We start from the raw sequence: 26,108 nt of genomic DNA, 5'->3' as shown, positions 1-26,108 counted from the left end.
TGCCCTACAGCCGCCGCATCATCAGCTGGGCTGAGCCTGGGCACAGTCCACTGAACTGCGTCGACGCAGCGATGAATCCAGGCGCTGCATCGCGCGCGACGCGCTCATAGCCAAGCTGCCCGAAGAACGGCGCTGCCGTGGTCGTGAGAAGGAACACCGTCCTGCCGCCCGCCGCTCTGGCATGCCGCTCCAGTTCCTCAACCAGGTGCCGCCCCAGACCCCTGCCCTGCGACATCGGCCGGATCGCCAGCGAACGCAGGAGCACCACATCCCGGCTCGATTCGTAGCCCACACAGCCGAGCAGCTCTCCATCCAACGTCGCTGCCAGAAGGGTGATTGGCCTGCCTGCACGCAGATCCTCTGTTGGCAGGCCGCTGGCCTCCAGCAGGGCCAGCACATCGGCAGACAACGCTGTCTCCATCACGCGCATGCGGCAGCCCTCTCCTCGTTCCGGCCCGGCGACCTGCAGCGGCAGCAAGCGCTCATCGCGCTCCCTGCGCGGCGTGGGCGCGGTCGCTGCTGGACGCCGCGTGTTGGCAGGGAAGCGCGGTCTGAAGCGCTTCGATGACCAGAGATGCGGCATCCTGCTGCAGTCGTTCGGCAGGCAACTGCCGGATGTGCGAAGCCACCCGGTCGACCAGTTCATGGGGAAGGATCTGCCCCTGGCCGCACCACTGCCCTCGGCCTGCGTCCGCAATACCCTGGATATAGGCGCTCGCGCGGGCGCTCGACAGGCCCCGGCACTGATCACTGCTGCAGAATCCGCTTTCGCCCTTGCCCTGCAGGAGCGTGGCCAGCTCTGCTCCGCTCACGAACCACGTGCGCGCAGCCGGTGCCGTCTCGGCCAGCGCGGACTCCGCCAGCAGGCAGAAGCAGAGCACAAGGGCGGCGGGCACGCAGCGCGCTCTGCTGCCGACCGGATTCCTGCGGATGCCCGTGTCTGTCATCTAGTTCTCCTGGGCAGCATGGCCGCGCTCCTGGATACGGTCCAACTGATTGCGTGGAGTGAACTGCGGGTCGTCCGCTCCCTCCAGCATGAGCTCGACCATTGCATCGAAGGTTGCAGCGGTCTCGCCAGACTGCGCAGGCGTCATGAAGCCGGAATCGCCCTTGCCGGCGAGGTGGACCGCAGCAACCGTCTCCCGCTCGCCATCCTCGGCCCACAGGTAGTCGTGCACCAGTGCCTCGCCGTGCTCGCCAGGCTCAAGGAAATCGGCGGCGCCGCGCGCCATGGCCAGAAACACGACCAGGTCATGGAGGTTCTCGGAATACGTCAGTGACCCTGCAACGAAGTACGCCCCTGCCTGATCGTAGGCCGCAAGCTTGATGTTCTCCGCCTGCGCGGATTGCAGGATCGCGGCCAACGCTGCGCGATTGTCCGCATGCCGGGCCAGCATTGCATTGCAATCGGCGAGGAATTCACCCAGCTCCACATCACTGGACGCAGCCAGATCGGCGCCGCCGGGCAGGCGCCACCGGCCGGCGATCGATCGCCAGTCCTTCCACCTCGATGCCGCAGGCACCGGCGCGGCCAACCAGCGTGCAAGACGCTCGCGTGGCAGCCGCAGCCTGAGCAGGGCCGAATAGGGTTCGGACATGGCTCGCATCCATTCTCTGATCTTCGACAGCGAGGCTTGTACCAAACAACGTCAGCCAAGCCAACTGCCGCAACCGGGCACGTGCTGTTAACGCTCCCGCATTATGCTGACTGCCTCATTGGATTTCCGCGAGGCGCGCCCCTTGACCAAGCTGCATACCCTGATGATCGCCTGCTGCCTGTGTGCCTTCAGCCCATTGGCCCTGGCTGAATCCGTGAATCTCACTAACAGCGCTGACGGCGCCAACCGCGAGGCCGGCATTGCTGCGGTCAAGAAGAAGTTGCAGGACGCCTGCACCGATCGCAAAGGTTCGCCCGACGCGGCGTCGTTCGAAGTGGTCTTTGAGAAGACCAGCGACAACCCGAACGTACCGAAGCCGTATTACGTGGACGGCAGGATGAAGTGCGAGTTGCCGGGGTAAGCGCGCGATGCCACCGGCGGCCGTGCCCGCATTACCCCGGCGGCGGCTGCGCGCCGCCCGGGGCCCATGCCGGAATCCCTAGCGACGCAGGGCGTCGATGATCACGCCGGTGGCGATCTCCACCAGCAGGTATTCCGTATCAGACTGCCGCACCCAGCGCTGACCGCGACCGGGGTCGCGCAGACGGTAATGCGCGTAGTCGTCCACCCAGTAGCGCCGGTCAACCTCGGCCCAAGGCAAGCGGTCACCGCGGCGCCATGCCTTTTTCTGCCAGCCCGGCGGGGGTGCGTCGCGGTTGTGCGGGCCGCCTGCATGGGGCGGCGGTCCGTTGCCCCGTGCATGATGCGGCGGATCGGCCCAGGCAGGCGCAGCAACCAGGGTCACTGCCGCACCCAGGGCAATGCCAAGCAAACGTCCGGTCTTCATGGAGATACTCCCGGTCCAGCCGCGGTATGCGGCGTTGTGGCCCGGAATATAGAGCAGCGCCTGTGAATGAATCCGTGCGCCCGGACCGGACCCGATGGGCGTCCGCAAGCCCTTGTCAGCAGACTGCGCCAACGATCATGTTCAATCACCCGATGGTCGCTGGCAGTAGCGGGCAAATTCCTGAAGAAAGGCCTCCGCCGGTCCGCGATTGATCGGCTGCCTTACGGCATCGGCAATGGCCTCCGGCTCCATCTTCATGAAGGGGAAGCGCAGGAACAGTTCTTCGTTGAAGCGGGAGCTGATGGTCGACAGCACAAGCCGCAGAGCCGCGAGCATGTCGTCGCCGCGATGGGATGCGTGCACCAGCGCGATGGGCTTTGCAATCACAAGGTCGCCCGATACGAGCCAATCGATGGCGTTCTTCAGGCCGCCCGGAACGCCTCGAGCGTACTCGGGGCTTGAAATCAGAATGCCATCGCTGGCTTCAATGCAGCGCTTGAAGTGCACAACGCTGTCAGGCAAGGGCAGATCTTCAAGATCGGGAGAAAAAACGGGCAGTCCGCCGAGGCCGGCGTAGGTACTCAGTGCGATATCCGGTGGCGCGATTTCTTCCAGCGCCCTCAGCAATGCGGTGTTGGTGGACAGCCGGCGAGCGCTACCGGATAGGGCAAGGATCTTCATCCCGGCACGCTATCACAGGCACCTGCCGCCGTGTCCGGCAATGACCCGCAGCGCGCCCTTGCACGTGGCAAACTAGCGGTGGTCGTTCAACGTCCATTGATCATGCACGGATGCGCATAGCCCATGACACGTCTGCTCATCATTGAAGACAACCCCGAGCTGGTTGCAAATCTCTACGCCTTCTTCGAGCCACTGGGCTACGTGCTTGACGATGCGCGGGATGGTGCCACCGGCCTGCGCAGGGCAACGCAGAACGATTACGACGCCATTCTGCTTGACCTGATGCTGCCCCGCCTCGATGGCATGGCACTGTGCCAGACGCTCCGTCAGGAGTTCCAGAACCCGGTGCCGATCCTGATGCTGACCGCCCGTGATCCGGTGGAGGACCGGGTGCAGGGGCTCGCGTTGGGTGCGGATGACTACCTGGTCAAGCCCTTCTCCCTGAAGGAGCTGGATGCGCGCATCAAGGCGCTGGTCCGCCGCGCCCAGGGCCGGCAGGTCCAGAGTGTGCTGGACTGGGGCGATCTGCGCGTCGACACCCGTTCACCGCAGGCGTGGCGCCAGGGCCACACCCTCAATCTGACCCCGACAACGCACAAGCTGCTGATGTGCCTGGTGCGGGCTGCCCCCGCGGTGGTGCGCAAGCAGGAGATGGAATACCTGATCTGGGGCGACGAGCCGCCTGAGAGCGGTGCACTGCGCACGCACATCCATGAGCTGCGCCTGCAGGTGGACAGGCCGTTCAACCCTGCACTCATTGCCACGGTGCACAGCGTTGGCTGGCGGCTGGACAGGCCGACACTGGCACCTGCGGAGTAGCCCATGCCGTTGACTACCCGCTCGCTGAGGTCTCTCTATCGAAGCATGACACTGAGAACGCGCATCACGGTGTCGTTCGTGCTGCTGATGGCCGGTGCCATGGGCTTCATCGTGCTGGTCGAACTGGTGGACTACGACGAGGTAAGAGCCTCCGTCGTTTCGATGACCCAGGACCGCGAGGTCCATCGGCTGCAGGCCGCACTGGCCAGTGGCGCGCAACCGGAACTGGCAAAGGGCAGCCAGCTGTATGACGCGCGCTCGGCTCCTCAGGTGCTGCGCAGGTACGGGCCGGGCTACCACGGTGAAGAAGGCCCGAACGAATGGCATCTGCGGGTCTTCGAAAGCGACGGACAGCGCTACTACCTGCTGCAGGATGGCGAGCACTATGCCTACCTGGAGCATCTGATCAACGCCTTCGCGGCGCTGGTCATTCTCACCTGCGTGCTCTGCGCGTTCTGGATCGGCCGCCGAACCGCGACCCATGTCATCGCGCCCATCACCCGTCTGGCCGAGGCGGTGCAGAACAAGCACAAGCCCTTCCCCTACCAGGATGCGCGCGATGAGATAGGTGTGCTGGCGCGCGCTTTTGCCCAGCACAGCGACGAGCTTGAGCAGTTCCTGCAACGCGAACAGTGCTTTGCAGGCGATGCCAGTCATGAGCTGCGCACGCCCTTGGCGATCATCGGTGGCGCGGCCGAGACACTGGTGCACCAGCTGCCCGCCGACAGCCATCTGGTCGCCAGCGCCGATCGCATCATGCGCACCACCCAGGAAATGCAGCGGCAGTTGACCTGCCTTCTGCTGCTTTCGCGTGACCCCAGGACGGTGCCGCGCAGCGTCGTGCCTGTGCGGGCGCTGATCGAGGAATGCAGGGAGCGATGTGCGCCGTGGCTTTCGGGAAAGCCGGTGCGCTTGGTTCTGGATGCGCCGCAGGACCAGCAGGTGCTGACCACTCCAGAGCTGGCCCGTAGTGTGATCTGGAACCTGCTGCGCAATGCCTGCCAGTACACCGACGAGGGCGAAGTACGGGTCGAACTGCGGGGCAACATACTGCGCATCGCCGATACCGGCCCGGGGTTGCCGCCCAGCATCGACGCGCAGCAGTTCCAGCGTTTCATGCCCAGTGCCCGGCAGAGCGGTGAAGGCCTGGGCCTGTCCATCGTGCAGCGTGCGGTCGAGCACATGGGGTGGCAGATGACAGTCGAGACATCGGCGCAAGGCTGCCGATTCACCCTGCAGATGCTCCCAGCCGCGCGCGGCACCTGACAGCTTCCTGACACAGGCCTGCACATCCTTGCCGGATTTCCACGTGAAGGCAGGACAGAAATGCAGCCAGGGCACCCCAATGGCAACGGCAAGTACCCGCACGGAAAGACCGGCCTGCGCCGCGTCTTCCATACCCTGATCCATTCGCGCGATGGCTTCATCGCCACCTTCCGCGGAGAGGCCGCCTTCCGCCAGCTGCTGTTGCTGCATGGCGCACTGGCGGTCGTGGCCTTCCTGCTGGAGGTCAGCCGAAGCGAGCGCGCCCTGATGCTGATGGTCTGCTTCATCAGCCTGATGGTGGAACTGCTCAACTCGGCCATCGAAGCAGTGGTCGACCGCATCTCGCTGGAACATCACCCGCTCTCCAAGAACGCCAAGGACATGGGCAGTGCGGCGCAGACCACGGCGCTGTTGATGGTCGCTACGGTATGGGCCGTGGTTCTGCTGGGCTGAGCACGAAAGCTGACAGCTTCCTGATAAACGCATCCAGATACTGCGCGCACTTCTCGTACAACGGATTGTGCACGTGCGCCCATGCTTCAGACTTTCCCCTCATCATCCGATCGTGCTTGTGTGGTGCACCGCGTTGTTCTTCGCCACGCTGGGAAACATCGCCCTCTGGAAAACACTGTGGTCTGTCATGGACATCCATGACCTGCGCAGCACCCTGTTCTTCTTCAGCCTGCCGGTGCTGCTGTTCTGCCTGTTCAATCTGCTGTTCACGCCGATCGGCATCCTTCCCTATGTCCGCAAGCCGGTACTGGCGCTCCTGGTTCTCATCAGTGCCGCGTGCAGCTACTTCATGCTTCATTACGGCGTGCTGATCGACCGCGACATGGTGCAGAACGCGCTGGAGACCAACCAGGCCGAGATGGCGTCCTATCTCTCGGTCCCGCTGCTGCTGACAGTGCTGTTGCTGGGCGCCCTGCCCTCGTGCGTGTTGCTGGTCATGCGCAGTGGAAACAGCGGTCGACTCTTGCGGGCGGCGCTGGTATGGCTGGGAAATGTGCTGGCGACATTGATGGTGCTTGCGGCGGTGACGTTTGCGTTCTACAAGGAGTACTCGTCGCTGCTGCGCAACAATCGCTACATCCGTGAACAGGTGCTGCCGCTGAATGTGGTCCGCCACACCTATGGTTATCTCAAGAGCAGCTACAGCGCCAAGGCGCAGCCATTGCGGGCTGTCGGCGAGGATGCCACCCGCATCCCCGGAAAACGGCCCCGCCTGGTGGTCGTGGTGGCTGGCGAGACGGCACGAGCACAGAACTTCCAGCTCAACGGCTACCCACGCCCGACCAATCCGTACCTGTCACGCAAAGACAACGTCATCAGCTTCGGCGACGTTTCCTCCTGCGGTACCGCAACGGCCGTGTCGCTGCCCTGCATGTTTTCGCAGATGACGCGGTCGCAGTACGACGGAGTCGCTGCGGCATCGGAAGAGAACGTGCTCGACATCCTGCAGCGGACCGGTGTCAGCGTGCTTTGGCGTGACAACAACAATGGCGGTTGCAAGGGCGTGTGCGAGCGCGTGCCCACCGATGACATGCCTCCGCTGAAAGTGCCTGGATTGTGTGTCAACCGGGATGGCACCTGCCATGACGAAATCCTGCTGCACCAGCTGGGCGCACGCATCGAGGCGATGCCGGGTGACGGGCTGATCGTGCTGCATCAGCTGGGCAGCCATGGGCCCACGTACTTTGAACGCTATCCGGCCGATGCCAGGACATTCAGCCCCACCTGCGACAGCAACCAGATCCAGAAATGCAGCAATGAAGCGCTGGTCAACACCTACGACAATACGCTGGTCTATACCGACCGACTGCTGGGCAAGGCCATCGACCTCCTGCAGACCTACGCGGACCAGCGCGATGTAGCCCTGATCTATGTGTCCGACCATGGCGAGTCGCTTGGCGAGCACGGCCTGTATCTGCACGGGACGCCCTACTTCATCGCGCCACGGGAGCAGACCCAGGTGCCGCTGGTGATGTGGTTCTCTCCTGCCTTCGCGACCCATGCACGACTTGAGGTTGCCTGCCTGCGTCATGCTGCGGGCACCAGATCCTACAGCCACGACAATCTCTTCCACTCCCTGCTGGGGCTGTTCGATATCAGCAGCGGGGTTTACGAGCCGGGCCTGGATGTGTTCGCGGGCTGCCGCCTACCCTAGCGTGGTCGACTGTCACAGTGTCTCCGCCAAACGCAGTACGTCCATGGGAAACGCGGCGTAATCGTCGAGCGGCGCGCTGTGGCTGTCCCGCCGGTGGATCTGCCTGACCGCGACCACGCCCTTGTCGGGAACAATGACCAGGTGCTGGCCGAGATAGCCGTTGGCTGCGTATGCCGCTACAGGCCCCCGGTCGATGTCGAAGATGTCGCTGAGTTTCAGTCCGCGCCCGCTGATTTCGGCAGCGTAGCGCTGTGGCCAGGCAGGTCCCAGGCGTTCGGCCAAGAAGCTGATCAGCGCTGCCTTGCTGTCGAACAGACGGGCCTCGGTGGCCAGCAGCACCTCCTGCATCCCGGCGTCCACGCTGCGGGCAGACAGGAAGGCTGCTGCCGCTGATTTCAGCCGGTAGTGCTCCCAAGCGGGGATGCGCCACCACAGCAGGCCGACATCGGGGGAGCGTGCGCTCTCGGCGGTCATCAACGCCACCGAGCGTTCGCTCAGCAACCGCTTGCCGTCCGGGGCGACGCCACCGGCCAGCATCAGTCTTCCGATCGCCGCCAGATCAGGGGCTGACAGCGATAGCCCGGCCATGCCCAAGGGCGTGCCGGCCTGATCCTTCATCCATGCATGACCGGAGATGCCGAGTGGCTTGAACAGCCGTTCGTCCAGGTAGACATCCAGCGGCTTGCCGGCAAGCCGTTCGACGATGCCCGGCAGGAGATTGGTGGCCTTGTTGTTGTAGGCGAACGTGGTGCCTGGATCGGTGAACACCTCGGCCGCCAGCGCCAGCTTCACCAGATCCGGTGCGCCCTCCAGTTCCACACCGGCGTTGGCTACGTTCTGCAGTCCGGAGGTGTGGTCCATCAGCATCCTGATCGTGATGTCCCGCTTCCTGCCCTGCCGCCATTCCGGGTAGACAATGCTGACCGGCTCGTCGATGGAAGCGAGCTTGCCGTCATCGAGCAGCAGTCCGATGGCCAGGGCGACGACGGACTTGGTCGCCGACATGAGGTGAATCCGTTCTTCACCGGCGGCGGGTGCGATCTGCAGCAGGACAGCGCCTTCTCGCTCAACGAAGACCGCGTCGGAATGCGCGTTGCGGGCATTCTGCTCGATCACTGCAAGGGCGTCAGGCGTGTTGGCGCCGGCCACCCAGGGGCGCAACGCGAGGAAGACTATGCAGACGAATAAACAGGCTCTCATGGCGGGTTCCTCCATTGGACAGGTACAGGATGACTACATTTGTAGTCATCGTGCAGTGCATGAAGTCATGCGCCGACCGGGTGCCTTCACCCACGCCCGGGCGGCGCCTTCGAGGCATCCGACGGCCTTTGTGCATAGGCGCGTACGAAAAGCGCGACCGTGGCATGGCTTCCAGACATGGGCGTTGCCCCATTTGGCAGGCCATGCTCTGCAAGGATGAGCCTGAGAAACTTCTCACTGTCACTGGAATGCGGCGAACATGCAGAGGCCGTCGCCATCGCCTGCGCGGCGAGATCGAAGTACGGCTGGAGCACCGCACGCCAGTGCTCCATGTAGACAGCGCGGGCATGATCTGAACGCGAAAGCGCACTGCAGAAGGCCTGGCATGAAGGGTTTGCCGCCAACCGTCCGATGCCATCATTGATCCGCATCAGCGCATCGCCAAGATCCAACGTTCCATGCATGTGCAGCCCAGCAACCGGCAAGGATGCCAGATGGCTGTCCATGACCGCCCCGTAGAGCTGCGCCTTGTCACGATAGTGGGCATAGATCGTGACCTTGCTGACGTCACAGACCTCAGCGATGCGCTTCATCGTCGCGTTCTCAAACCCTTCTTCCGCAAACACAGTGCCGGCTGCATCCAGTATCCAACGTCGGCTCAACGCCCGTGCACCTTCCCAGCGCAGGGCGGTTTTGCTTGGGAGGCCGCTGGAGCGAACCACGCTCACATCCGCCTGAACAATGCACTGGCATTCACGCCGCCAAAGCCAAATCCATTGGTCAACGCGAACTCGATCTCCGCTTTCCGCGGCCCGCCGGCGACGATCGAAAGCCCGTCGGCCAACGGATCCGGGCGGCCGAGGTTGAGCGTCGCCGGCGCAACCTGATCGCGCAAGGCAAGTACCGTAAAGATTGCTTCGATGCCGCCAGCCGCCCCGAGCAGGTGCCCGGTGCTGGACTTGGTAGCGGAGATGAGAAGATCTGGACGGGCGCCGAACAAGGCACGCATGGCTGCAAGCTCTGCCCGGTCCCCCACCTGGGTCGACGTCGCGTGCGCATTGATGTGGTCGACCTGCTCAGCGGAAATGCCCGCCTGCGCCAGCGCGATCTCCATCGCCCTGCGGGCGCCACTGCCGTCGTCGGGACCCGCAGTCAAATGGTAGGCATCCGAAGTGGTGCCGTAGCCGACCAGCTCGGCCAGCGGGGTGGCACCACGCGAGCGCGCGTGATCCAGCCGCTCGATCACCAGCAGCCCCGCCCCTTCGGACATGACAAACCCGTCCCGCTGCTCGTCAAACGGGCGGGACGCTGCCTGCGGTGTGTCATTGAATGACGTGCTCAGTGCCTTGGCAGCGGCGAAGCCACCGAGGCTGACCCGGTGCATTGCTGCCTCTGCACCACCGCACAACGCGATGTCCGCCTCACCGGATCGGATGAGGCGCGCCGCGTCGCCGATCGCTTGGACACCCGCTGCGCACGCGGTGACGGGTGCACCCTGCGGGCCCTTGAATCCGTAGCGGATGGACGCCTGCCCCGCTACCATGTTGGCTAGGAACGTGGGCGCAGTGAATGGCGACAGCCGGCCGGGCCCGCGACTGTCCGTGGTGCGGACCGCCGTGACGATCGATCCGAATCCGCCGATTCCCGTGGCGATCACGGTCGCTGTTCGCAGCAGCCCCTGTTCATCGGCCTCGTTCCAGCCGGCCTGTGCAAGCGCTTCATGGGCGGCGACCAACGCAAACTCGACAAACCGGTCCATTTTCTTGAGGTCTTTCGGCGCGATGATGCCGGCGGAATCGAAGCCCGCCTCGGGATCCTGAATCCGGTCTGGCACGCGGCCGCCGACTTCGCAGCCGGTTCCCGCGGCAAGCTCGACACCCAGCGACCCGATCCCGGAGCGCCCGGCCAGGAGGCGCGACCAGACGGTTTCAACTCCACAGCCGAGTGGACTGACCACGCCCATTCCGGTCACCACAATGCGGTCTCTGTCGGCAGTACTCATGTCTCACGTCCCATTTGGAGGAGGTTCTTCGGGCCACCATCAGGCGACGGGGGTCTTGTCCGCTCGCACCTTGAACCAGATGGCATACATCGCCGGCAGGAACACCAGTGTCATGACGGTGCCTGCGATGGTGCCGCCGATCAGCGTGTAGGCAAGCGTTCCCCAGAACACCGAATGGGTCAGCGGAATGAACGCAAGCACCGCTGCCAGAGACGTGAGGATCACTGGGCGGGCGCGGTGAACTGTCGCCTCGATGATGGCGTGGAAGGTATCCATCCCCGCTTCTTCGTTCTCGTGGATCTGGCCGATGAGGATGAGCGTGTTGCGCATCAGGATGCCCGACAATGCGATCAATCCAACCAGCGCGTTGATGCCAAACGGCTGCTGGAACAGCAGCAGGGTCGGCACCACGCCGATCAGCCCCAACGGACTGGTCATGAAGACCATGATCATCGCGGAGATGGAACGTACCTGCAGGATGATGATCAGCAGGGTCACCGCCAGCATGATTGGGAACAGTGGCAGCATCGCGCTCATCGCCTTGCCCGATTCCTCGATGGAGCCGGCCTGGGTAATCGCGTAGCCCTCGGGCAGCGAGGCAATGAGCGGCGCAAGCTGCTTGCTGATCGCGGTGGATACATCCGGTGGCTGCAGTGCATCGTCAATGTCACCGCGCACGGTGATGGTGGGTACCCGATCGCGGCGGCGCAGCACCGGCTCTTCCATCCGAACCTCGATCGAGCCGATCTGCGACAGCGGCACACGCTGGCCAGCAGCACCGACGAGGGTGAAGTCTGCGATGCGCGCAGGATCCAACCGCGTTGCCCCACCAGATCGAGCGACAACCTCGACGGTGCGGATGTCCTCACGAACGGCAGTGACCGGCACGCCGCTCAGGAAGAACTGCAACTGCTGCGAGACGGACGCCGAGGTCATGCCCATGGCCTGCAAGCGGTCCTGATCCAGCGTGAAGTGCAGCGTTGGCGTGCGCACGCCCCAATCGGTGTTGACCGTGCGCATCATCGGGCTGGCGTGCATGGTCTGCTCCACCTTGGCCGCAATGCCACGGATGACTTCCGTATCCGGACCGCTGACACGGTAGGCCACCGGATAGGGCGAGTAAGGCCCGAACACCAGCTGCGTCACACGCACACGCGCCTCTGGTGCCAATCCCTCAGCCACCGCCTGGCGCAGCCTTGCTTTCAAGGCATCGCGCTGTTCCTGGCTGTCGGTACGCACCACGATCTTGGCGAATGCCGGATCCGGTAGTTCCGGCGAGATGGCAAGATAGAACCGGGGAGCGCCCTGACCAATATAGGCCGTGACGATCTTCGATTCTTCCTGCTGCGAAAGCCACTTTTCGACCTTCCTGGTAGCCAGGCTGGTCTGTTCGATGGCGGTGCCGTAGGGCATCTGCACTTCGACCAGCACTTCCGGGCGATCGGAAATGGGGAAGAACTGCTTTTTCACCAACCCCATGCCCACCACAGCAAGCACGAACAGACCGATCACCGAACCTGCCGCAAGCCACTTGCGCGCGATCACGCGCGCCAGGATTGAACGGAAACGGTTGTAGCGCGGCGTGTCGTAGAGGCTGCTGTGCCCGCCTTCGACGGTCTTGAGTTCAGGGAGGAGCTTCACCCCGAGGTAAGGCGTAAAGAACACCGCGACCACCCACGACACGATCAGCGCAATGCCCACGATCCAGAACATGTTGCTGGTGTATTCGCCCGCAGTGGACCGGGCAAAGCCATTGGGCATGAAGCCCACCGCAGTGACCAGGGTGCCGGCCAGCATGGGCGCTGCCGTATGGCTCCACGCGTAGGCCGATGCCTTGACCCGGCTATAGCCCTCTTCCATCTTCACCACCATCATTTCGATGGCAATGATGGCGTCGTCCACCAGCAGACCGAGCGCCAGGATCAGCGAGCCGAGCGTGATGCGGTCAAAGTTCTTGCCGGTTGCAGCCATCACCATGAACACGGCAGCGAGGGTCAGCGGCACGGCCGCAGCCACCACGACACCCACCCGCCAGCCCATGCTGACAAAGCAGACCAGCATCACCACCAGCAGCGCGGCAAAGAACTTCATCATGAACTCGTCGACCGACGAGCTGATGTTCACGGCCTGATCGGTGACCTTGTCCAGCGCCATCCCGACAGGAAGCCCGTCATTGATCTTCCTGACTTCCGCGTCGAGTGAGGCGCCAAGATCCAGGCCATTCCAGCCGTCGCGCATGACGATGCCCAGCAGCATGGCTGGCTCGCCACTGTTGCGGATCATGAAGGTCGACGGGTCCTCATAGCCACGCTTGACGGTGGCGATGTCCCGTAATTTGAGGGTCCTGCCCTGTGCAACGATGGGTGTATCGCGGATCTTGTCCAGCTGATCGAGCGCGCCATCGAGGCGAATGAAGATCTGCGGGCCCTTGGCCTCGACCGAGCCTGCCGGGGTCAACGCGTTCTGTCCGTTCAGCGCCCCGAACACGTCCTGCGGTGTTATGCCCAGGTTCGACAGCCGTTCGTGCGACAGCTCCACATAGATGCGCTCGGATTGCTCACCAATGATGTTGACCTTCTTCACGCCAGGTACGTGCAGCAATCGCTGACGCAGCGTCTCGGCATCACGCGCGAGCAGGCGGAACGGTTCACCCTTCGCTTTCAGTGCGAAGAGAGCAAACGTGACATCGGCGTACTCGTCGTTGACCATCGGGCCGATCACGCCCGTGGGCAGATTTGCGGCTTCGTCAGCCATTTTCTTGCGCGCCTGGTAGAACTCCTCCTGTACCTCCGACGGTGGCGTGCCATCCTGCAATGTCAGCGTAGTGAAGGACAGGCCAGGCCGGGTGTAGGTTTCGCTGCGGTCATACCAGCGCAGTTCCTGCAGGCGCTTTTCCAGTTTCTCGGCGACCTGGTCCTGCATTTCTGTTGGCGTAGCGCCAGGCCAGGCCGTCACGATGGTCATGACCTTGACAGTGAACGCAGGGTCCTCAGCGCGGCCGAGCTGGAAGAAGGAAACGATGCCGGCAACGGAGACCAGAAAGATCAGGAAAACCGTGATGGCACGCTCGCGCACCGCAAGTGCCGACAGATTGAACCCACTCACTGGTGGACTCCGTTTGCAGCGGCGTTCCTGGCGGTCTCAGCGATGCGAACCACCTGCCCTTCGCGGAGTAGATGGGCGCCGAGGGCAGCCACGCGATCCGATGCTTTCAGGGCCCCCTCAACCACGACCCGGTCATCACCCAACTGCTTGACGGCGACCGGCGTCCAATGGGCTTTGAGCGGCTCACCACCGATCACCCAGACGCCGGGACCGGTACCAGGATCGAACAGTGCGCCCAACGGCAACTCGACCCCGGCCGACGCACCGGCGGGCGCTGCGCCTGCAAGTTCGACCGCCACCGTGGAACCCAGCGGCAACGCCGTGCTGCCCTCTTCCAGGGTGTAGCGGGCTTCGAAGGTCCGGGTGGCGGGGTCGGCCGATTCCGAGAGCACGCGCAACCGTGCGGGGATCTTGCCGCTTGCCCCGAACGGGGACGCTGAGGCCACGGAGCCGATCTGAGGTCGCAGCGTCTCGGGCAACTGGACCACGGCCTCCCGACTGCCTGCACGGGCAAGCCGGGCAACGATCTGCCCCGCCGCCACCACCTGACCGGGCTCAGCGGAGATGGTCATGACCACTCCGTCGGCATCGGCGATGAGCGCCGTGTATTGACTGGCATTACGTGCAACCCGGGCTTGCGCGTCGGCCGCCTTGAGCTGTGCCGATGCTGCGTCCGCCGCCGCTTTGATCTGCTCGTAGGCCGACCGGGAAACGACGCCCTTGGCTGCCAGATCGCGGTATCGCGCTTCGTCTGCGGTGGCTTGCGCGCTTTGCGCTCGGGCCGCGATGACGGCCTGCTGCTGGGAGGCCGCTGCCAAATTCAGATCGACAGGATCAATCCGATAGAGCACGTCGCCGCGCTTTACCGTCTGCCCCGTCTCAACCAGGCGCTCGGTGACCTTGCCACCCACTCGAAAGGCCAGATCACTCTGTACGCGTGCAGCGACGGTTCCTGTGAACGTGCGCGCGCCTCCCGCCCCCGGTTGCACTTGGGCAATCCGGACGATGCGCGGAGCGGTCCGGGGATCGACGTCATCCGACTTTCCGCAGGCCACAAGGAACAACGGAGCAACACAGGAGAGGGCTGTGACTACAAAACGGCGACGCATGCGGCCTTCCGGAGTGGGGTATCCGGAGGGATTCTGTTCATAGTGACTAATATAGTCAATAGTCACTACGGACGTGACTCAAGGCTCCGGAGGACCAACTCCTGCAAGGCACTTGGCGCTTCTTTGTGCAGGGGCGCCAGGTGCGGCAGCGTCACCGGATTCAGATAAGGAAGCAGGACCTGGTAGACCGCACGGCTGGTGTCCTCGAGCGGCGTCGTGCACTCAAATGCGCCGGAAGCGCGTCCATCCTTGATGATGTCTTCAACAAGCTGCCTGATGCGCCCTTCATACGCCTGCGCGGAAGGCCATTGATCCGTCGCGGCCGCAACGGCAATTTCATACAGGCGCCGATCCTGCAGAAACAGGCGAAGACCGGCCTCCACAATGACGGTGAACAACAACCGCAGCCTCTCGGCAGGCGCTTGCACGCCTTGCAGGGCCTGATGAACCTCGCTTTCGATCTGACTGAGGCAATTGGCGCAGATCACCTCGCCAATGGCCTGCTTGGAGGAAAAGAACTTGTAGACGTAGGCCTTCGAGAAACCGATGGCCTTGGCGAGGTCGGACACCGTGGTCTTGTCATAGCCGTAGTGGCTGAAATGCGCGGTGGCAGCCTCGATGATCTGGGTGCGCACGTCGTGCTCGGCGGGGCCGCGCCCGGCGTCGAGTGCTGCAGAGGTTGAAGTAGACATCGGGCAAGGGTAGCGCCGCACGCTAACGCGGGCAAATGGTGACCGATCGGGTATCGGTCCACTACCGGCCTCATAGTGACTGTTGACGGCGTTGGTCACATATCCAATACTCGGGGCGGCTCAGCTGGGCGATGACTCCGCAGCCGGATGCGCGCTGCGCACCAGGGCCGAGCCGTCTCATGGCGTGAGGAGCGCCTTCTGAATCAAGCATCTCCTCATCCGAATCGCCGCATCGACAGCTGCCTGTGGAGGGCAAGCAATGACCACAAAAACGATACTTGCGCTGGCCCTGCTTGGTGGATTGGCAGGCGCGACTGGCACTGCGCAGGCTGCTGCATTCCAGTTGAAGGAGAAAAGTGCAAAGGGCCTGGGCCGCGCTTTTGCGGGGTCGATCAGTGCGCCAGGCGACGCATCGGTGATAGCGGACAATCCGGCTGCCATGCGTCTTCTCGATGGGCGGCTGTTTCAAGCCGATGCAAGTGTTGTGAACTACACCGTGGACTTCAAAGGCGAAGGACGCGATGCCCTGGGACGTCCGCTCTCTGGAGGCGATGGCGGGGACGCGGGTGACACCAGCCCCATCCCTGCCCTCTATTTCCACACCCCATTGGGTGAGAAGGCCCACCTGGGGCTTTCACTGACGGCGCCATTTGGCTTCAAGACTGAGTACGAGAGCGACTGGGTCGGTCGCTATAACGGGATCAAGACGGAAATTAAATCGGTTGACCTGGGGATGTCGCTTTCCTACGACGTAAATCCTTATGTGTCCTTTGGCGCCTCCATTTTTGTCGAGCGCGTGGAAGCCAAGCTCTACGACGCTGTCGATTTTGGCGCCGTGCTCGCTGGCGCACGGGCGCCCGGCTTTTCTCCGGGAAGCGCAGATGGCTATACGCGCATTGACGCCAAGGATGACGCGGTTGGCTTCACCCTCGGCGGACTCTTCACGCCGGTAGAGGGAACCAACATCGGCATCGCATATCGGTCCAGGGTGGAACACAAGCTCAACGACGCAGAGGTACGCTTCGGGGTTCCAGCGACCGCCGCACCATTGTTGGCAGCAGCGCGTCCTGGCTGGTTTGTCGACACCAACGCAAACACTGCGCTCAATCTTCCCGCCACGCTGACCGGCAGCATCAGCCACCAGGTCAACGACCGCTGGACGGTCATGGCCGATGTGACACGCACGGCATGGTCCAAGTTCGCCGAAATCAGGCTGGACTTCCACTCTGCTCAGCCCACCCGGGCTCTGGACTTCAGCTACCGGGATACAACGTTTGCTTCCATCGGCACGGAGTATCGCTATAGCCAGAAGCTAACGCTCCGCGCGGGCATCGCGACCGATCAGAGCCCTGTGACAGACGATATCCGTGATGTCCGCGTGCCAGACAGCAACCGCAAGTGGTTATCCCTGGGCGCTACGTATCGAGCCTCTGAGTCGGCTGAGTACAGCGTCGGCTACACGCATCTCTTCCTGGACAAGCCGGAAGTGTCGGTGACCTCGGCTACGGGCAGCAGCCTGCAGGGCGAGTACGACGTCGGCTCAGACATCGTGGCTTTTTCAGCTGCCTACTACTTCTAAAGCACCGGGCGGGTCCCCTCCCGCGTCCGTAGGCTGGCGGCGCAAGCCGCCAGCCGCCTTGGCAATCCCGATCACACAAGCGGATGCCAGGCCCTGTCGCCAACAAAGAAGCGGTTCGGAGTAAGCGCGGCAGCCAGACCGCTACTCGACTTCCAGTCGAACCACCAGCGGTCCCTCGGCACGAAGGGCCTGCAGACTTCCCTCGATACGTCCAAGCAGCACCAGCCCCTTCGAGTAACCGAACGGTCTGTGGAAGATCGCCAGGTTCCCCCACGGCGCGTAGAAGGCGATATCGCCAGCCAGTGGCGTGATCCCGTCCGGTTCGCCGGCAATGTTGAGGCGGCGCGGGAGCTGCGCGATCTTCTCCGTAGCAGCATAGTCCTCAAGCTGAAGGGTAATCAGCCTCGGGCTTCCGCGGCAACCGCCGAGCCGGACGCGGATGCAGCATCGGCAGCCGTGACATGGGCAAGCAAGGCCGCGAGCAACAGCAGGCCTGCGCCGGCCAGGAACGTACTGGCGAAACCAGCGCTGTCCAACAGCAGGCCACCGAGGGTGGAACCCAACGCGATCGAGCACTGCACCACCGCTACCATCAGCCCGCCGCCCGCCTCAGCGTTGCGGGTGAACGTGCGCGCCAGCCAGCTCCACCAGCCCACCGGCGCAGCCGTGGCCAGCAGCCCCCATACCGAAAATAGTGCGGCAGTCGGCCAAAGGTGCGAACCCAGCGGCACCAGCGTTACGGCAATCACCGCCATCAGGATCGGGACAGCCACCAGCGTGCGGTAGAGGCCGCGCCTGATGAATACCCCGATCGCGAGCGTGCCCACAAAGCCGCTTGCACCCATGGCCAACAGCACCAGCGGAACCGCGGATTCCCCTGCACCCGTGACCTTCTCCAGGAACGGGCGCACATAGGTGAACACGGCAAACTGCCCCATGAAGAACGCGCCGCACGCCGCCATGCCCAGCATCACCACCCGCCGCCGCAACAGGGCCAGTACCCCGCCGTGGGATGGCCTTCCTTCTGCGGGCATGGAGGGAAGGCACCGCCACTGCCATGCCAGCGCGATGGCTGCCACAGGCAGAAGGCACAGGAACGCGCCGCGCCATCCGATCACGCCGCCAAGGTAACTGCCCAGTGGCGCGGCCACGACCGTCGCCAGCGCGTTGCCGCCATTGAAGATCGCCAGTGCTCGCGGCACCTGCGCTGCAGGCACCAGGCGCATGGCCGTGGCCGCAGACAACGACCAGAACCCACCGATCACCACGCCGATCAGCGCCCGGCCCATCATGTACATCGGGTAGCTGGGAGCCATCGCCACCACCACGCCCGACACCGCCATCACCGCGGTGAGCGTCAGCAGCAGCGTCTTCCGGTTGATGCTGCCGGCCAACCGGGAGATCGACAGGCTGGTCAGCACTGCGAAGGCGCCGGAGATGGCAATTCCATACCCGGCCAGCCCTTCGGCCACACCGAGGTCAGCCGCCAGGGGCGTGAGCAGGCTCACCGGCATGAATTCGGAGGCGATCAGTGCGAACACGCATAGCGTCATCGCCAGCACACCGCCCCAGTTGGCCCGTTCGGCCGTCGCGTCGTTACTGCTCATTTCCCAGCGAGGCCTTGCTGGAAGAACGTCGCCAACCTGGCGAAGGGAATCAGGTCGGTGCGGTCATACAGGTCTACGTGGCCGGCATCTTTCACCCAGTAGAGTTCCTTCGGCTGGGCTGCCCTGCGGTACGCATCCTCGCTGAACTCACGGGAATGTGCATGGTCACCCGAGATGAACAACATCGGCCGCGGCGAGATGGTCTCGATATCGTTGAAAGGATAAAAATTGACGAACTTGACCAGGCTGCTGAACAGCGGCTGGGTGGTTCGTTCGGGCTGCTCGCCTGCGGCCGCATAGGCACCGCGCGGCGTACGGTAAAAATCGAAGAACTCACGCTGCACGTCCGGCGTATCGGCATCCAGCGTATTCACGGTGCCCGGCACATAGGCGGCCTGCCCACCGTTGAACTCAACCAGGCGCTGCTTCGTCGCCGCTTGGATCATCGCTTTGCGCTGTTGAAGCGACTGCGTGTTGTTCAACCCCTGGCGCGCAGCGGCGCCCATGTCATACATGCTGACCGTCGCGATTGCCTTGATGCGTGGATCGATCTTCGCAGCGCTGATCACGAAACTGCCACTGCCGCAGATACCCAAGGCGCCAATTCGTTCCGGGTCCACGAACGACTGCGCGCTCAGGAAGTCCACCGCCGCGCTGATGTCATCCGAATAGATCTCCGGCGACACCAGGTGCCGCGGCGTACCGGCGCTTTCACCCCAGAAGGACAGGTCGATGGCCAGCGTAACGAAGCCCTGCTCAGCCAGCTTCTGCGCGTACAACTGTGAACTCTGCTCCTTCACTGCGCCCATCGGATGACCGACTACCACGGCTGGCGCGCGGGCACCCCGCACCTGGCCCTGAGGCCGGTACAGCGTTCCGGCCACCTCCATCTGGTACTGGTTGCGGAAGCTCACGCGCTCGCCTTTTACGCTGGCGCTTCTGTAGAAATTGTCGGCGCCGGCGGTTCTTGCGGCGACCGGTGCCTCGGCGGCCACGGCCGACTGCGGAACGAAATGGCTGGCAATCAGTGCCAGCAGCAGCGTGGTGGGTTTCATGTGCGGACGGCCTCAGTGGGAACTCAGGTCGCCACGATAGGCGGCGCCTGCTACCGCGATAAGCCGGCTGAAAGTTGATGCATTACTGAGTTAAGCTCACAATTGACCCATGAGCAGCGTGAAGACCAACGACCTGCAGGCCTTCCTGGTGGTGGCACAGGAGCAGAGCTTCACCAAGGCAGCTGTTCGCCTGGGGGTGACACCCTCGGCGCTCAGCCACTCCATGCGGCTGTTGGAGGAGCGCCTGGGCATCCGGCTGCTGGCCCGGACCACGCGCAACGTCTCCCCGACCGAGGCGGGCGAGCGCCTGATGCGCTCCATCGCACCGCACTTCGAGGCCATCGGCGCCAGTGTGGAGGCATTGGGGGATCTGCGCGATCGCCCGGCCGGAACCCTGCGGATCTCCTGCACGGACGATTCGATGGAGACCATCATCCGCCCTCGCCTTGCCGGATTCCTCGCCGAGTATCCGGACATCACACTGGAGCTCTACGTCGATTACGGCTTCACCAATGTGGTGGAACAGCGCTTCGACGCCGGCATCCGGCTGGGCGAGGCGCTCAGCAAGGACATGATCGCGGTCAGGGTCGGGCCGGATTGGCGGCTGGTGGTGGTGGGATCGCCCGACTACTTCCAGAAGCATGCCAAGCCAAGGAAGCCCGCCGATATCACGCAACATCGCTGCGTGCACATCCGGCATCGCCCGAATGGCGCCATCTATGCGTGGGAGTTCGAGGAGAAGGGCAAGGAGTTCACCGTGCGCGGCGACGGACCACTGGTGTTCAACAGCATGATCCACGTGATCAATGCCGCCCTGGACGGCCTGGGCCTGGCGTACGTGCCTGAGCCGATGGTGGCCGATCACATTGCCGAGGGCCGGCTGCTTGCCGTGCTCGACAAATGGTGCGTGCCTTTTCCGGGCTATCACCTGTACTACCCGAACCGCCGGCAGCCCTCGCCGGCATTTTCGGCGCTGGTGGGCTGGCTGAAGCGGGACGCTTAAGGTCCGCGGTGGTGCCAGGTCGGACCGATGCACGGCGGCTTGCATCGCGCGCGCCGGCTGACGGCCCAGACGCACGCGCGCAGGCGCGACTCAGCGATCGGGCGCATCCGACAGGCGCGCGATGACGGCCGCCCGGCACGCATCCAGGATTTCGTCCGCCAGCGGCGAATCATCCGGACAGGACCTGGACAGCACCACTGCGCCCACGGCCATGGCCATCAGGGCTATCCGGCGCGCACGCGCCTCCGGGCTGGCGTGCTCGCTCGACGGATCATCCTCGTCGGCAGGGCGCCCTACCTGGGCTTCAATGCCGGCGGCAAAGGCTGCCTTGACGGTTGCCGGCTGGCGCGCGGCGTCTGCACTCAACGCGGCCATCGTGCAGCCGTGGCCTGGGTCATCCCGATGCTCCCGGGAAAGGTAGTAGCCAAGAAAGCCCGCCAGATCCATGCCCGCTGCGGCGTCGGCAGATTGCGCCAGGCCGCAGAGGGAGGCTTCGGCCATGAGGTCGGTCTTGGAGCCGAAATGCTTGTAGAAGCCACCGTGGGTAAAGCCTGCAGCCGCCATCAGGTCTGCGACGCCTACACCGTCGTAGCCCCGCTCCCTGAAGAGCGTGGATGCGGTTTCGACAATGTGCGCCCGGTTGGCCTGCGCTTGTGCCTTGGTGACCTTCATGACCCGATGCCCCAGGGGCTGTGCTGCGGAAGGACGGCAGTCTAGCACGTATTGATTACGTTCATCATCAAACCATTGACATCATGGATTACGGTCATCATCATTGCGGCAACGACCACCAGCCCCACATCACATGACGACCACGACACTGTTCCAGCCCTACCCCCTTGGCCCGCTGACGCTGGCCAACCGTATCGTGATGGCACCGCTGACGCGCAACCGCGCCGATGCCGGCCTGGTGCCCAGCCCACTGGCATCCACCTACTACGCCCAGCGGGCCTCGGCCGGCCTGATCATCACCGAGGCCACCCAGATCTCGGCCCAGGCCCAGGGCTACCAGGACACGCCCGGGCTCTACACGCAGGATCAGATCGACGGCTGGCGCCAGGTCACCGACGCCGTGCACGCACGTGGCGGGCACATCTTCGTGCAGCTCTGGCACGTGGGCCGCATCTCGCACGTGGATCTGCAGCCCGGCCACGCCGCGCCCGTCTCCGCCTCGGCGATCCGTGCGCAGACCAAGACGTTCGTGCACAACGGCTTTGTTGATGTGTCCGAGCCGCGCGCATTGGAGATCGACGAACTGCCGGCCATCGTCAACGACTTCCGCCGGGCCGCCGCCAATGCCATCGCCGCCGGCTTCGATGGGGTCGAAATCCACGGTGCGAACGGCTACCTGCTGGAACAGTTCATCAAGGACGGCGCCAACCAGCGCACCGATGCGTACGGCGGCTCGGTCGAGAACCGCGCGCGCCTGCTGCTGGACGTCACCGCCGCCGTGGCGCAGGAGATCGGCGCCGATCGTACCGGTGTGCGCATCTCGCCGGTTTCTCCGGCCAACGCGATTTCCACCGTCAGCGACCCGCAGCCGCAGTACGACTACATCGTTGATCAGCTCAGCGCTCTGGGCATCGTGTACCTGCACGTGGTGGAAGGTGCTACCGGTGGCCCGCGCGACGTAGCGCCGTTCGACTTTGACAGCCTGCGCCGGCGTTTCACCGGCACCTACCTGGCCAACAATGGCTACGACCTCGAACTGGCCAACGCACGGCTTGCCGCTGGCAAAGCAGACCTGGTCGCGTTTGGCCGTGCCTTCATCAGCAATCCCGATCTGGTCGAACGCCTGAAAACCGGCGCGCCGTTGAACGCGTTGAATCCAGCGACGTTGTACGGCGGCGGTGCGGAGGGTTACACCGACTACCCCGCATTGACCGATACGGCGCCGCAGTAACCCGTTCGACAGCGCCACGCTGCACACCCCGTTCGCCCCTTCCAATTCCAAGAGACACACCATGAGCCAGCTTCCCATCGTCCTCATCACCGGCGCCTCCAGCGGCATCGGCACCGTTTACGCCGAACGCTTCGCACGCCGCGGACACGACCTGGTGCTGGTTGCGCGCGACAGGACGCGTCTGGAAACACTGGCCGCGCGCCTGCGCCAGGACACCGGGGTCGCCGTAGACGTCCTGCCGGCCGATCTCACCCAGCGCAGCGATCTGGCCGCCGTGGAAGCCCGCCTGCGTGACGATGCCCGTATCGGCATCCTGATCAACAACGCAGGCATCGCCCAGTCCGGTGGCTTCACCGCGCAATCGGCCGACAGCATCGACCAACTGGTAACACTGAACACCCTCGCCCTGACGCGCCTGGCCGCTGCCATTGCACCGCGATTGGCCACCGCCGGCGAAGGCGCGATCGTCAACATCGGCTCGGTAGTCGGCCTGGCACCGGAGCTTGGCATGACCGTCTACGGCGCGACCAAAGCCTTCGTGCTGTTCCTGTCGCAGGGCCTGAGCCTGGAACTGTCGCCCAAGGGCGTCTACGTGCAGGCCGTCCTGCCGGCGGCCACCCGCACCGAGATCTGGGAGCGTGCCGGCATCGACATCAACACGCTGCCCGAAGTGATGGACGTTGGCGAACTGGTCGATGCCGCCCTGGTCGGCTTTGATCGCCGCGAACCGGTGACCATTCCGCCGCTGCATGTGGCCGAACGCTGGGACACGCTGGAGGCATCGCGCCAGGGCCTGCTCTCGGATCTCCGCCAGGCGCAGGCAGCGGAGCGCTACCGCGCATGAAAGCCTTCCTCATCGACCGGTATGGCAAGAAGGAAACGGGGCGCATCGGAGAGGTACCAACGCCACCGCTGCGCGACGGCGATGTACTCATCCGCGTGCACGCGGCCAGCGTCAACGCGCTGGACACGAAGATCCGGCGTGGCGAGTTCAAGGCGGTCCTGCCGTATCGCCTGCCGCTGATCCTGGGCAACGACCTGGCCGGTACGGTGGAGCGTGTGGGCGCGGGCGTTTCCCAGTTCAAACCGGGCGATGAGGTATATGCACGTCCCGACGATGATCGCATCGGCACGTTCGCCGGGTTCATCGCGGTCAACGCGGGCTCTGTGGCGCCAAAGCCCGGCAACCTCAGCATGGTGGAGGCCGCCTCGCTGCCGCTGGTCGCACTGACCGCGTGGCAGACGCTTGTGGAAACCGCACAGCTGAAGCCAGGACAGAAGGTGTTCATCCAGGCCGGCTCCGGCGGCGTCGGCACCGTGGCCATCCAACTGGCCAAGCATCTGGGAGCCTTCGTGGCGACCACGACCAGCACGGCCAACGTCGCGTGGGTGAAGGCGCTGGGCGCGGATGTCGTCATCGATTACAGGCAGCAGGACGTCGCCTCCGAACTCCGCGACTACGATGTGGTGCTCAACAGCCTGGGTAAAGAGGAGCTGGAGCGCTCTCTGCAGATCCTCAAGCCGGGCGGACATCTCATCTCCATCTCCGGGCCACCGACGCCGGCCTTTGCCGCCGCGCGCGGGCTCGGCTGGCCGCTCAAGCAGGTCCTGCGCCTGCTCAGCCGTGGCATCCGCAGCAAGGCCAGGCAGAAAGGCGTGACCTACACCTTTGTCTTCATGCGCGCCGACGGGCAGCAGTTGCGCGGGATCACCCCGCTGGTCGAGTCCGGTGTGATCCGCCCGGTCATTGACCGGGTGTTTCCGTTCCAGGACACCCAAGGCGCGTTGGCTTATGTGGAGAGCGGGCGGGCAAAGGGCAAGGTTGTTGTCGAGTTGCCGTAGATTCTGACGAAGTCAGGCATCGCGGGTGGGTGGACACTCGATACCCTTGAAAGCGCGTTGCCCCCGCGCGTGTGCGACTCCGGCCGGAAGCGGACATCCGAGTGGTACTGGCTTCGCAACTAATCCGCCCGCATGGCGACGTAGGTGCTGTTCCCGCGCTTCAGCGAAAAGCTGCCTGGCCTCGTGCTGCCTGCCTGCTGGAATTCGACCGTCATGTCCTGTGCGGTCATGAAGAACCGGGTCTTTGACTCCGCAAACAGCTGCATCGGCCGCTTGCTGAACAGTTCGCTCTGGAGATACAGGCGGTCTCCTTCGGCAATGATCTGCGCAGGCTTGCCCACCAGAGTGTAGTCGCCCGCATACGTCGCGTTGGCCGCTGGGTCGGCTGCCAACGCAGCTTTCTCGATGATCTGGAACTCCGGCCAGCCATACTCTGCCGCCACGCTGACAAGAATCTCATCGATCAGAGCAGCGCCGTTATCGCTATTGGTCATGACCACCACGCCCTGCCCGGTGTGGGTGTAGCCATACAGCTGCGAGCGGAACCCATCCGTACCTCCCGAGTGGGAAAAGCTGCTGCCCGCGCCAAGCTCTTCAACGTACAGCCCGAGGCCGTACTCACCCAGACCCCGGCTCAGCATTGTGGAGGTCATCGCACTGGACAGCACCTTTCCGGGCTTTCCGGACTGCGCCTGCTGGATGTCGACGACCACCTTGGCCAGATCCGCTGGAGTGCTCCAGAGCGCGGCTGCTGCCGACTGCGGATAGACGTGCCAACCGCCGGCGAGGGGCGTTCCGTTGCTGTCATGGCCCGTTGCGGCCCGCGCCTGCCATGCTGGCGGCAGTGTCATGGCGAACGTACTGTCGTCCATGTCCAGCGGTCCGAGGACCAACGCCTGCATCAACTCGGGGAATGGCTTCCCGCCGGATTCGGTCATCATCAGCTGGACAACGCTGTAGCCACCCCCGGAGTACTTCCAACCGGTGCCGGGCCTGGCCTCCACACGAACCGCCTCGGAGTTCGCTGGCGCCACACCATCCAGCACCTGCAGCAGCGACGGTACCCGTTGGCCCTTTGCGTAGCCGTAGAAGCCATGGACGTTGATGCCGGCACTGTGGTTGAGCAGACCGCGTAGCGTGACGGGGCTTTGCCGGGTGAACGCGTTCTCCGGAATCTTCCAGCTGCTGAGCTGACCGTTCGCAGGAGCGTCCAGCGACAGCTTGCCCTGCTCAACCAGGCGCAGCGCGCCCAGTGCACTGACAGGCTTGCTGATTGAGCCAGCCTGAAACAGGCTTGCAGGTGTGGCCGCGCGTTGACCGGTCGTATCGAGCACGCCGTAGCTCCGCGTCCATTCGACATGCCCATCGTTGATGAGCGCAATGCTGACCGCTGGAACAGCGTGGAAGGCCATGCGTGTGGCAATCGACGCCTTTTGGCCGGTGGCGCCCTTGACGATTACGCGACTGGAAAGACCCTGCTCCACCCGGGCAATCCGGGACTGGATTGCAGGTGAAACCTCCTGCGCAGGGGCCGATGGAACCACGAACATCAGCACGATCGATGCAACGCTGAGACTGGTGCGGAGCAACAGGCGCTGTCCGATCTCTGCAGGCGCGACGACATCAGGCATCG

26 protein-coding genes are annotated in these 26,108 nt (G+C 64.0%); 10 read left to right on the top strand and 16 right to left on the bottom strand.

The genetic code is table 11. The features are described from left to right. Positions 1–4: 4 nt before the first annotated feature. The 3 genes from arsN2 to ACFX4F_RS03010 are packed head-to-tail and all read right to left on the bottom strand — an operon-like array spanning position 5 to position 1,598. A complete protein-coding gene (gene arsN2 / locus ACFX4F_RS03020; RefSeq protein WP_380652131.1) occupies positions 5–478 on the bottom strand; it encodes an arsenic resistance N-acetyltransferase ArsN2 in 474 nt (157 codons plus the stop codon). Between the two features lie 4 nt (positions 479–482). Beyond that, positions 483–947 carry a Rap1a/Tai family immunity protein gene (locus ACFX4F_RS03015; RefSeq protein WP_380652128.1) on the bottom strand — a complete coding sequence of 155 codons (465 nt, stop codon included), beginning with the start codon at positions 945–947 and terminating at the stop codon, positions 483–485. Continuing rightward, positions 948–1,598 (bottom strand): hypothetical protein, encoded by a 651-nt coding sequence (locus ACFX4F_RS03010; protein ID WP_099818477.1) that lies wholly within the window; start codon positions 1,596–1,598, stop codon positions 948–950. Between the two features lie 142 nt (positions 1,599–1,740). Here ACFX4F_RS03010 and ACFX4F_RS03005 point away from each other — a divergent pair, with 142 nt between their 5' ends. Beyond that, a complete protein-coding gene (locus tag ACFX4F_RS03005) occupies positions 1,741–2,019 on the top strand; it encodes a hypothetical protein (RefSeq protein ID WP_380652125.1) in 279 nt (92 codons plus the stop codon). A gap of 78 nt (positions 2,020–2,097) precedes the next feature. On the opposite strand, the gene ACFX4F_RS03000 is transcribed toward ACFX4F_RS03005, so the two are convergent. Next, complete coding sequence (locus ACFX4F_RS03000; protein WP_025877128.1) at positions 2,098–2,445, bottom strand: RcnB family protein; 348 nt, start codon at positions 2,443–2,445, stop codon at positions 2,098–2,100. A 141-nt stretch (positions 2,446–2,586) separates the two neighbouring features. Further along, on the bottom strand, positions 2,587–3,126 hold the full coding sequence (locus ACFX4F_RS02995; protein ID WP_380652122.1) for an NADPH-dependent FMN reductase: 540 nt from the start codon (positions 3,124–3,126) through the stop codon (positions 2,587–2,589). 123 nt (positions 3,127–3,249) lie between these two features. On the opposite strand from ACFX4F_RS02995, the gene ACFX4F_RS02990 reads away from it, so the two are divergent. The 4 genes from ACFX4F_RS02990 (at position 3,250) to ACFX4F_RS02975 (ending at position 7,378) form a co-directional block, all read left to right on the top strand. Further along, complete coding sequence (locus tag ACFX4F_RS02990) at positions 3,250–3,945, top strand: response regulator transcription factor (RefSeq protein WP_380652119.1); 696 nt, start codon at positions 3,250–3,252, stop codon at positions 3,943–3,945. A 45-nt stretch (positions 3,946–3,990) separates the two neighbouring features. Beyond that, positions 3,991–5,211 (top strand): HAMP domain-containing sensor histidine kinase, encoded by a 1,221-nt coding sequence (locus ACFX4F_RS02985; RefSeq protein ID WP_099818482.1) that lies wholly within the window; start codon positions 3,991–3,993, stop codon positions 5,209–5,211. A gap of 60 nt (positions 5,212–5,271) precedes the next feature. Continuing rightward, entirely contained in the window at positions 5,272–5,664 is a 393-nt protein-coding gene (locus ACFX4F_RS02980; RefSeq protein ID WP_380652116.1) for a diacylglycerol kinase, read from the top strand. Between the two features lie 67 nt (positions 5,665–5,731). After that, complete coding sequence (locus ACFX4F_RS02975; RefSeq protein ID WP_380652113.1) at positions 5,732–7,378, top strand: phosphoethanolamine transferase; 1,647 nt, start codon at positions 5,732–5,734, stop codon at positions 7,376–7,378. Positions 7,379–7,390: 12 nt separating this feature from the next. On the opposite strand, the gene ACFX4F_RS02970 is transcribed toward ACFX4F_RS02975, so the two are convergent. From ACFX4F_RS02970 to ACFX4F_RS02945, 6 genes are all read right to left on the bottom strand, one after another. Further along, complete coding sequence (locus ACFX4F_RS02970; RefSeq protein ID WP_380652110.1) at positions 7,391–8,593, bottom strand: serine hydrolase domain-containing protein; 1,203 nt, start codon at positions 8,591–8,593, stop codon at positions 7,391–7,393. Between the two features lie 71 nt (positions 8,594–8,664). Next, positions 8,665–9,240, bottom strand: a complete 576-nt coding sequence (locus ACFX4F_RS02965; RefSeq protein ID WP_380652107.1) for a TetR/AcrR family transcriptional regulator — start codon at positions 9,238–9,240, stop codon at positions 8,665–8,667. A 62-nt stretch (positions 9,241–9,302) separates the two neighbouring features. Beyond that, on the bottom strand, positions 9,303–10,580 hold the full coding sequence (gene fabF / locus ACFX4F_RS02960; RefSeq protein ID WP_380652104.1) for a beta-ketoacyl-ACP synthase II: 1,278 nt from the start codon (positions 10,578–10,580) through the stop codon (positions 9,303–9,305). A 39-nt stretch (positions 10,581–10,619) separates the two neighbouring features. Further along, positions 10,620–13,685, bottom strand: a complete 3,066-nt coding sequence (locus ACFX4F_RS02955) for an efflux RND transporter permease subunit (protein WP_380652101.1) — start codon at positions 13,683–13,685, stop codon at positions 10,620–10,622. Beyond that, on the bottom strand, positions 13,682–14,794 hold the full coding sequence (locus ACFX4F_RS02950; protein WP_380652098.1) for an efflux RND transporter periplasmic adaptor subunit: 1,113 nt from the start codon (positions 14,792–14,794) through the stop codon (positions 13,682–13,684). The genes ACFX4F_RS02955 and ACFX4F_RS02950 overlap by 4 nt, the downstream gene beginning before the upstream one ends. A gap of 65 nt (positions 14,795–14,859) precedes the next feature. Continuing rightward, positions 14,860–15,486 (bottom strand): TetR/AcrR family transcriptional regulator, encoded by a 627-nt coding sequence (locus tag ACFX4F_RS02945; RefSeq protein WP_099818488.1) that lies wholly within the window; start codon positions 15,484–15,486, stop codon positions 14,860–14,862. A gap of 259 nt (positions 15,487–15,745) precedes the next feature. Between ACFX4F_RS02945 and ACFX4F_RS02940 the strand changes: the two genes are divergently transcribed. Next, complete coding sequence (locus ACFX4F_RS02940; RefSeq protein ID WP_380652095.1) at positions 15,746–17,065, top strand: outer membrane protein transport protein; 1,320 nt, start codon at positions 15,746–15,748, stop codon at positions 17,063–17,065. A 141-nt stretch (positions 17,066–17,206) separates the two neighbouring features. On the opposite strand, the gene ACFX4F_RS02935 is transcribed toward ACFX4F_RS02940, so the two are convergent. From ACFX4F_RS02935 to ACFX4F_RS02925, 3 genes are read right to left on the bottom strand one after another with little or no spacing between them, the layout of a single operon-like run. Continuing rightward, entirely contained in the window at positions 17,207–17,464 is a 258-nt protein-coding gene (locus ACFX4F_RS02935; RefSeq protein ID WP_380652260.1) for a cyclophilin-like fold protein, read from the bottom strand. Next, positions 17,464–18,672, bottom strand: coding sequence for an MFS transporter (locus ACFX4F_RS02930; protein ID WP_380652092.1), 1,209 nt, complete (start codon positions 18,670–18,672; stop codon positions 17,464–17,466). Before ACFX4F_RS02930 ends, ACFX4F_RS02935 begins: the two co-directional genes overlap by 1 nt. Next, positions 18,669–19,727 carry an alpha/beta hydrolase gene (locus ACFX4F_RS02925; RefSeq protein WP_380652089.1) on the bottom strand — a complete coding sequence of 353 codons (1,059 nt, stop codon included), beginning with the start codon at positions 19,725–19,727 and terminating at the stop codon, positions 18,669–18,671. Before ACFX4F_RS02925 ends, ACFX4F_RS02930 begins: the two co-directional genes overlap by 4 nt. 109 nt (positions 19,728–19,836) lie before the next feature. On the opposite strand from ACFX4F_RS02925, the gene ACFX4F_RS02920 reads away from it, so the two are divergent. Continuing rightward, positions 19,837–20,730 (top strand): LysR family transcriptional regulator, encoded by an 894-nt coding sequence (locus ACFX4F_RS02920; protein ID WP_380652086.1) that lies wholly within the window; start codon positions 19,837–19,839, stop codon positions 20,728–20,730. A gap of 90 nt (positions 20,731–20,820) precedes the next feature. Here the strand turns inward: ACFX4F_RS02920 and ACFX4F_RS02915 are convergent, their stop codons facing one another. Further along, on the bottom strand, positions 20,821–21,402 hold the full coding sequence (locus ACFX4F_RS02915; protein WP_380652083.1) for a TetR/AcrR family transcriptional regulator: 582 nt from the start codon (positions 21,400–21,402) through the stop codon (positions 20,821–20,823). 133 nt (positions 21,403–21,535) lie between these two features. On the opposite strand from ACFX4F_RS02915, the gene ACFX4F_RS02910 reads away from it, so the two are divergent. From ACFX4F_RS02910 to ACFX4F_RS02900, 3 genes are all read left to right on the top strand, one after another. Then, positions 21,536–22,633 carry an alkene reductase gene (locus ACFX4F_RS02910; protein ID WP_099818494.1) on the top strand — a complete coding sequence of 366 codons (1,098 nt, stop codon included), beginning with the start codon at positions 21,536–21,538 and terminating at the stop codon, positions 22,631–22,633. A gap of 61 nt (positions 22,634–22,694) precedes the next feature. Next, positions 22,695–23,477 carry an SDR family oxidoreductase gene (locus tag ACFX4F_RS02905; protein WP_099818495.1) on the top strand — a complete coding sequence of 261 codons (783 nt, stop codon included), beginning with the start codon at positions 22,695–22,697 and terminating at the stop codon, positions 23,475–23,477. Next, positions 23,474–24,475, top strand: coding sequence for an NADP-dependent oxidoreductase (locus ACFX4F_RS02900; RefSeq protein ID WP_099818496.1), 1,002 nt, complete (start codon positions 23,474–23,476; stop codon positions 24,473–24,475). Before ACFX4F_RS02905 ends, ACFX4F_RS02900 begins: the two co-directional genes overlap by 4 nt. Before the next feature lie 119 nt (positions 24,476–24,594). Here the strand turns inward: ACFX4F_RS02900 and ACFX4F_RS02895 are convergent, their stop codons facing one another. Continuing rightward, complete coding sequence (locus tag ACFX4F_RS02895; RefSeq protein ID WP_243379800.1) at positions 24,595–26,106, bottom strand: serine hydrolase; 1,512 nt, start codon at positions 26,104–26,106, stop codon at positions 24,595–24,597. Positions 26,107–26,108 lie beyond the last annotated feature (2 nt).

This window comes from Stenotrophomonas sp. YIM B13575 (assembly GCF_042787595.1).
GTDB classification, from domain to species: Bacteria; Pseudomonadota; Gammaproteobacteria; order Xanthomonadales; family Xanthomonadaceae; genus Stenotrophomonas; species Stenotrophomonas lactitubi_B.
Note: the sequence above shows the minus strand (reverse complement) of the source record. Positions and strands in the feature narration are given on the sequence as shown.

Excerpts from the sequence above, each read along its gene's own strand:
- ACFX4F_RS02930 (WP_380652092.1), bottom strand. The coding sequence starts at position 18,672 with ATGAGCAGTAACGACGCGACGGCCGAACGGGCCAACTGGGGCGGTGTG.
- ACFX4F_RS02970 (WP_380652110.1), bottom strand. The coding sequence starts at position 8,593 with ATGGAGGAACCCGCCATGAGAGCCTGTTTATTCGTCTGCATAGTCTTC.
- ACFX4F_RS02995 (WP_380652122.1), bottom strand. The coding sequence starts at position 3,126 with ATGAAGATCCTTGCCCTATCCGGTAGCGCTCGCCGGCTGTCCACCAAC.
- fabF (WP_380652104.1), bottom strand. The coding sequence starts at position 10,580 with ATGAGTACTGCCGACAGAGACCGCATTGTGGTGACCGGAATGGGCGTG.
- ACFX4F_RS02900 (WP_099818496.1), top strand. The coding sequence starts at position 23,474 with ATGAAAGCCTTCCTCATCGACCGGTATGGCAAGAAGGAAACGGGGCGC.
- ACFX4F_RS02905 (WP_099818495.1), top strand. The coding sequence starts at position 22,695 with ATGAGCCAGCTTCCCATCGTCCTCATCACCGGCGCCTCCAGCGGCATC.
- ACFX4F_RS03015 (WP_380652128.1), bottom strand. The coding sequence starts at position 947 with ATGACAGACACGGGCATCCGCAGGAATCCGGTCGGCAGCAGAGCGCGC.
- ACFX4F_RS03010 (WP_099818477.1), bottom strand. The coding sequence starts at position 1,598 with ATGTCCGAACCCTATTCGGCCCTGCTCAGGCTGCGGCTGCCACGCGAG.
- ACFX4F_RS02920 (WP_380652086.1), top strand. The coding sequence starts at position 19,837 with ATGAGCAGCGTGAAGACCAACGACCTGCAGGCCTTCCTGGTGGTGGCA.
- ACFX4F_RS02950 (WP_380652098.1), bottom strand. The coding sequence starts at position 14,794 with ATGCGTCGCCGTTTTGTAGTCACAGCCCTCTCCTGTGTTGCTCCGTTG.
- ACFX4F_RS02940 (WP_380652095.1), top strand. The coding sequence starts at position 15,746 with ATGACCACAAAAACGATACTTGCGCTGGCCCTGCTTGGTGGATTGGCA.
- ACFX4F_RS02985 (WP_099818482.1), top strand. The coding sequence starts at position 3,991 with ATGACACTGAGAACGCGCATCACGGTGTCGTTCGTGCTGCTGATGGCC.
- ACFX4F_RS02910 (WP_099818494.1), top strand. The coding sequence starts at position 21,536 with ATGACGACCACGACACTGTTCCAGCCCTACCCCCTTGGCCCGCTGACG.
- ACFX4F_RS02990 (WP_380652119.1), top strand. The coding sequence starts at position 3,250 with ATGACACGTCTGCTCATCATTGAAGACAACCCCGAGCTGGTTGCAAAT.
- ACFX4F_RS02895 (WP_243379800.1), bottom strand. The coding sequence starts at position 26,106 with ATGCCTGATGTCGTCGCGCCTGCAGAGATCGGACAGCGCCTGTTGCTC.
- ACFX4F_RS03000 (WP_025877128.1), bottom strand. The coding sequence starts at position 2,445 with ATGAAGACCGGACGTTTGCTTGGCATTGCCCTGGGTGCGGCAGTGACC.
- ACFX4F_RS02980 (WP_380652116.1), top strand. The coding sequence starts at position 5,272 with ATGCAGCCAGGGCACCCCAATGGCAACGGCAAGTACCCGCACGGAAAG.
- ACFX4F_RS02945 (WP_099818488.1), bottom strand. The coding sequence starts at position 15,486 with ATGTCTACTTCAACCTCTGCAGCACTCGACGCCGGGCGCGGCCCCGCC.
- ACFX4F_RS02915 (WP_380652083.1), bottom strand. The coding sequence starts at position 21,402 with ATGAAGGTCACCAAGGCACAAGCGCAGGCCAACCGGGCGCACATTGTC.
- ACFX4F_RS02925 (WP_380652089.1), bottom strand. The coding sequence starts at position 19,727 with ATGAAACCCACCACGCTGCTGCTGGCACTGATTGCCAGCCATTTCGTT.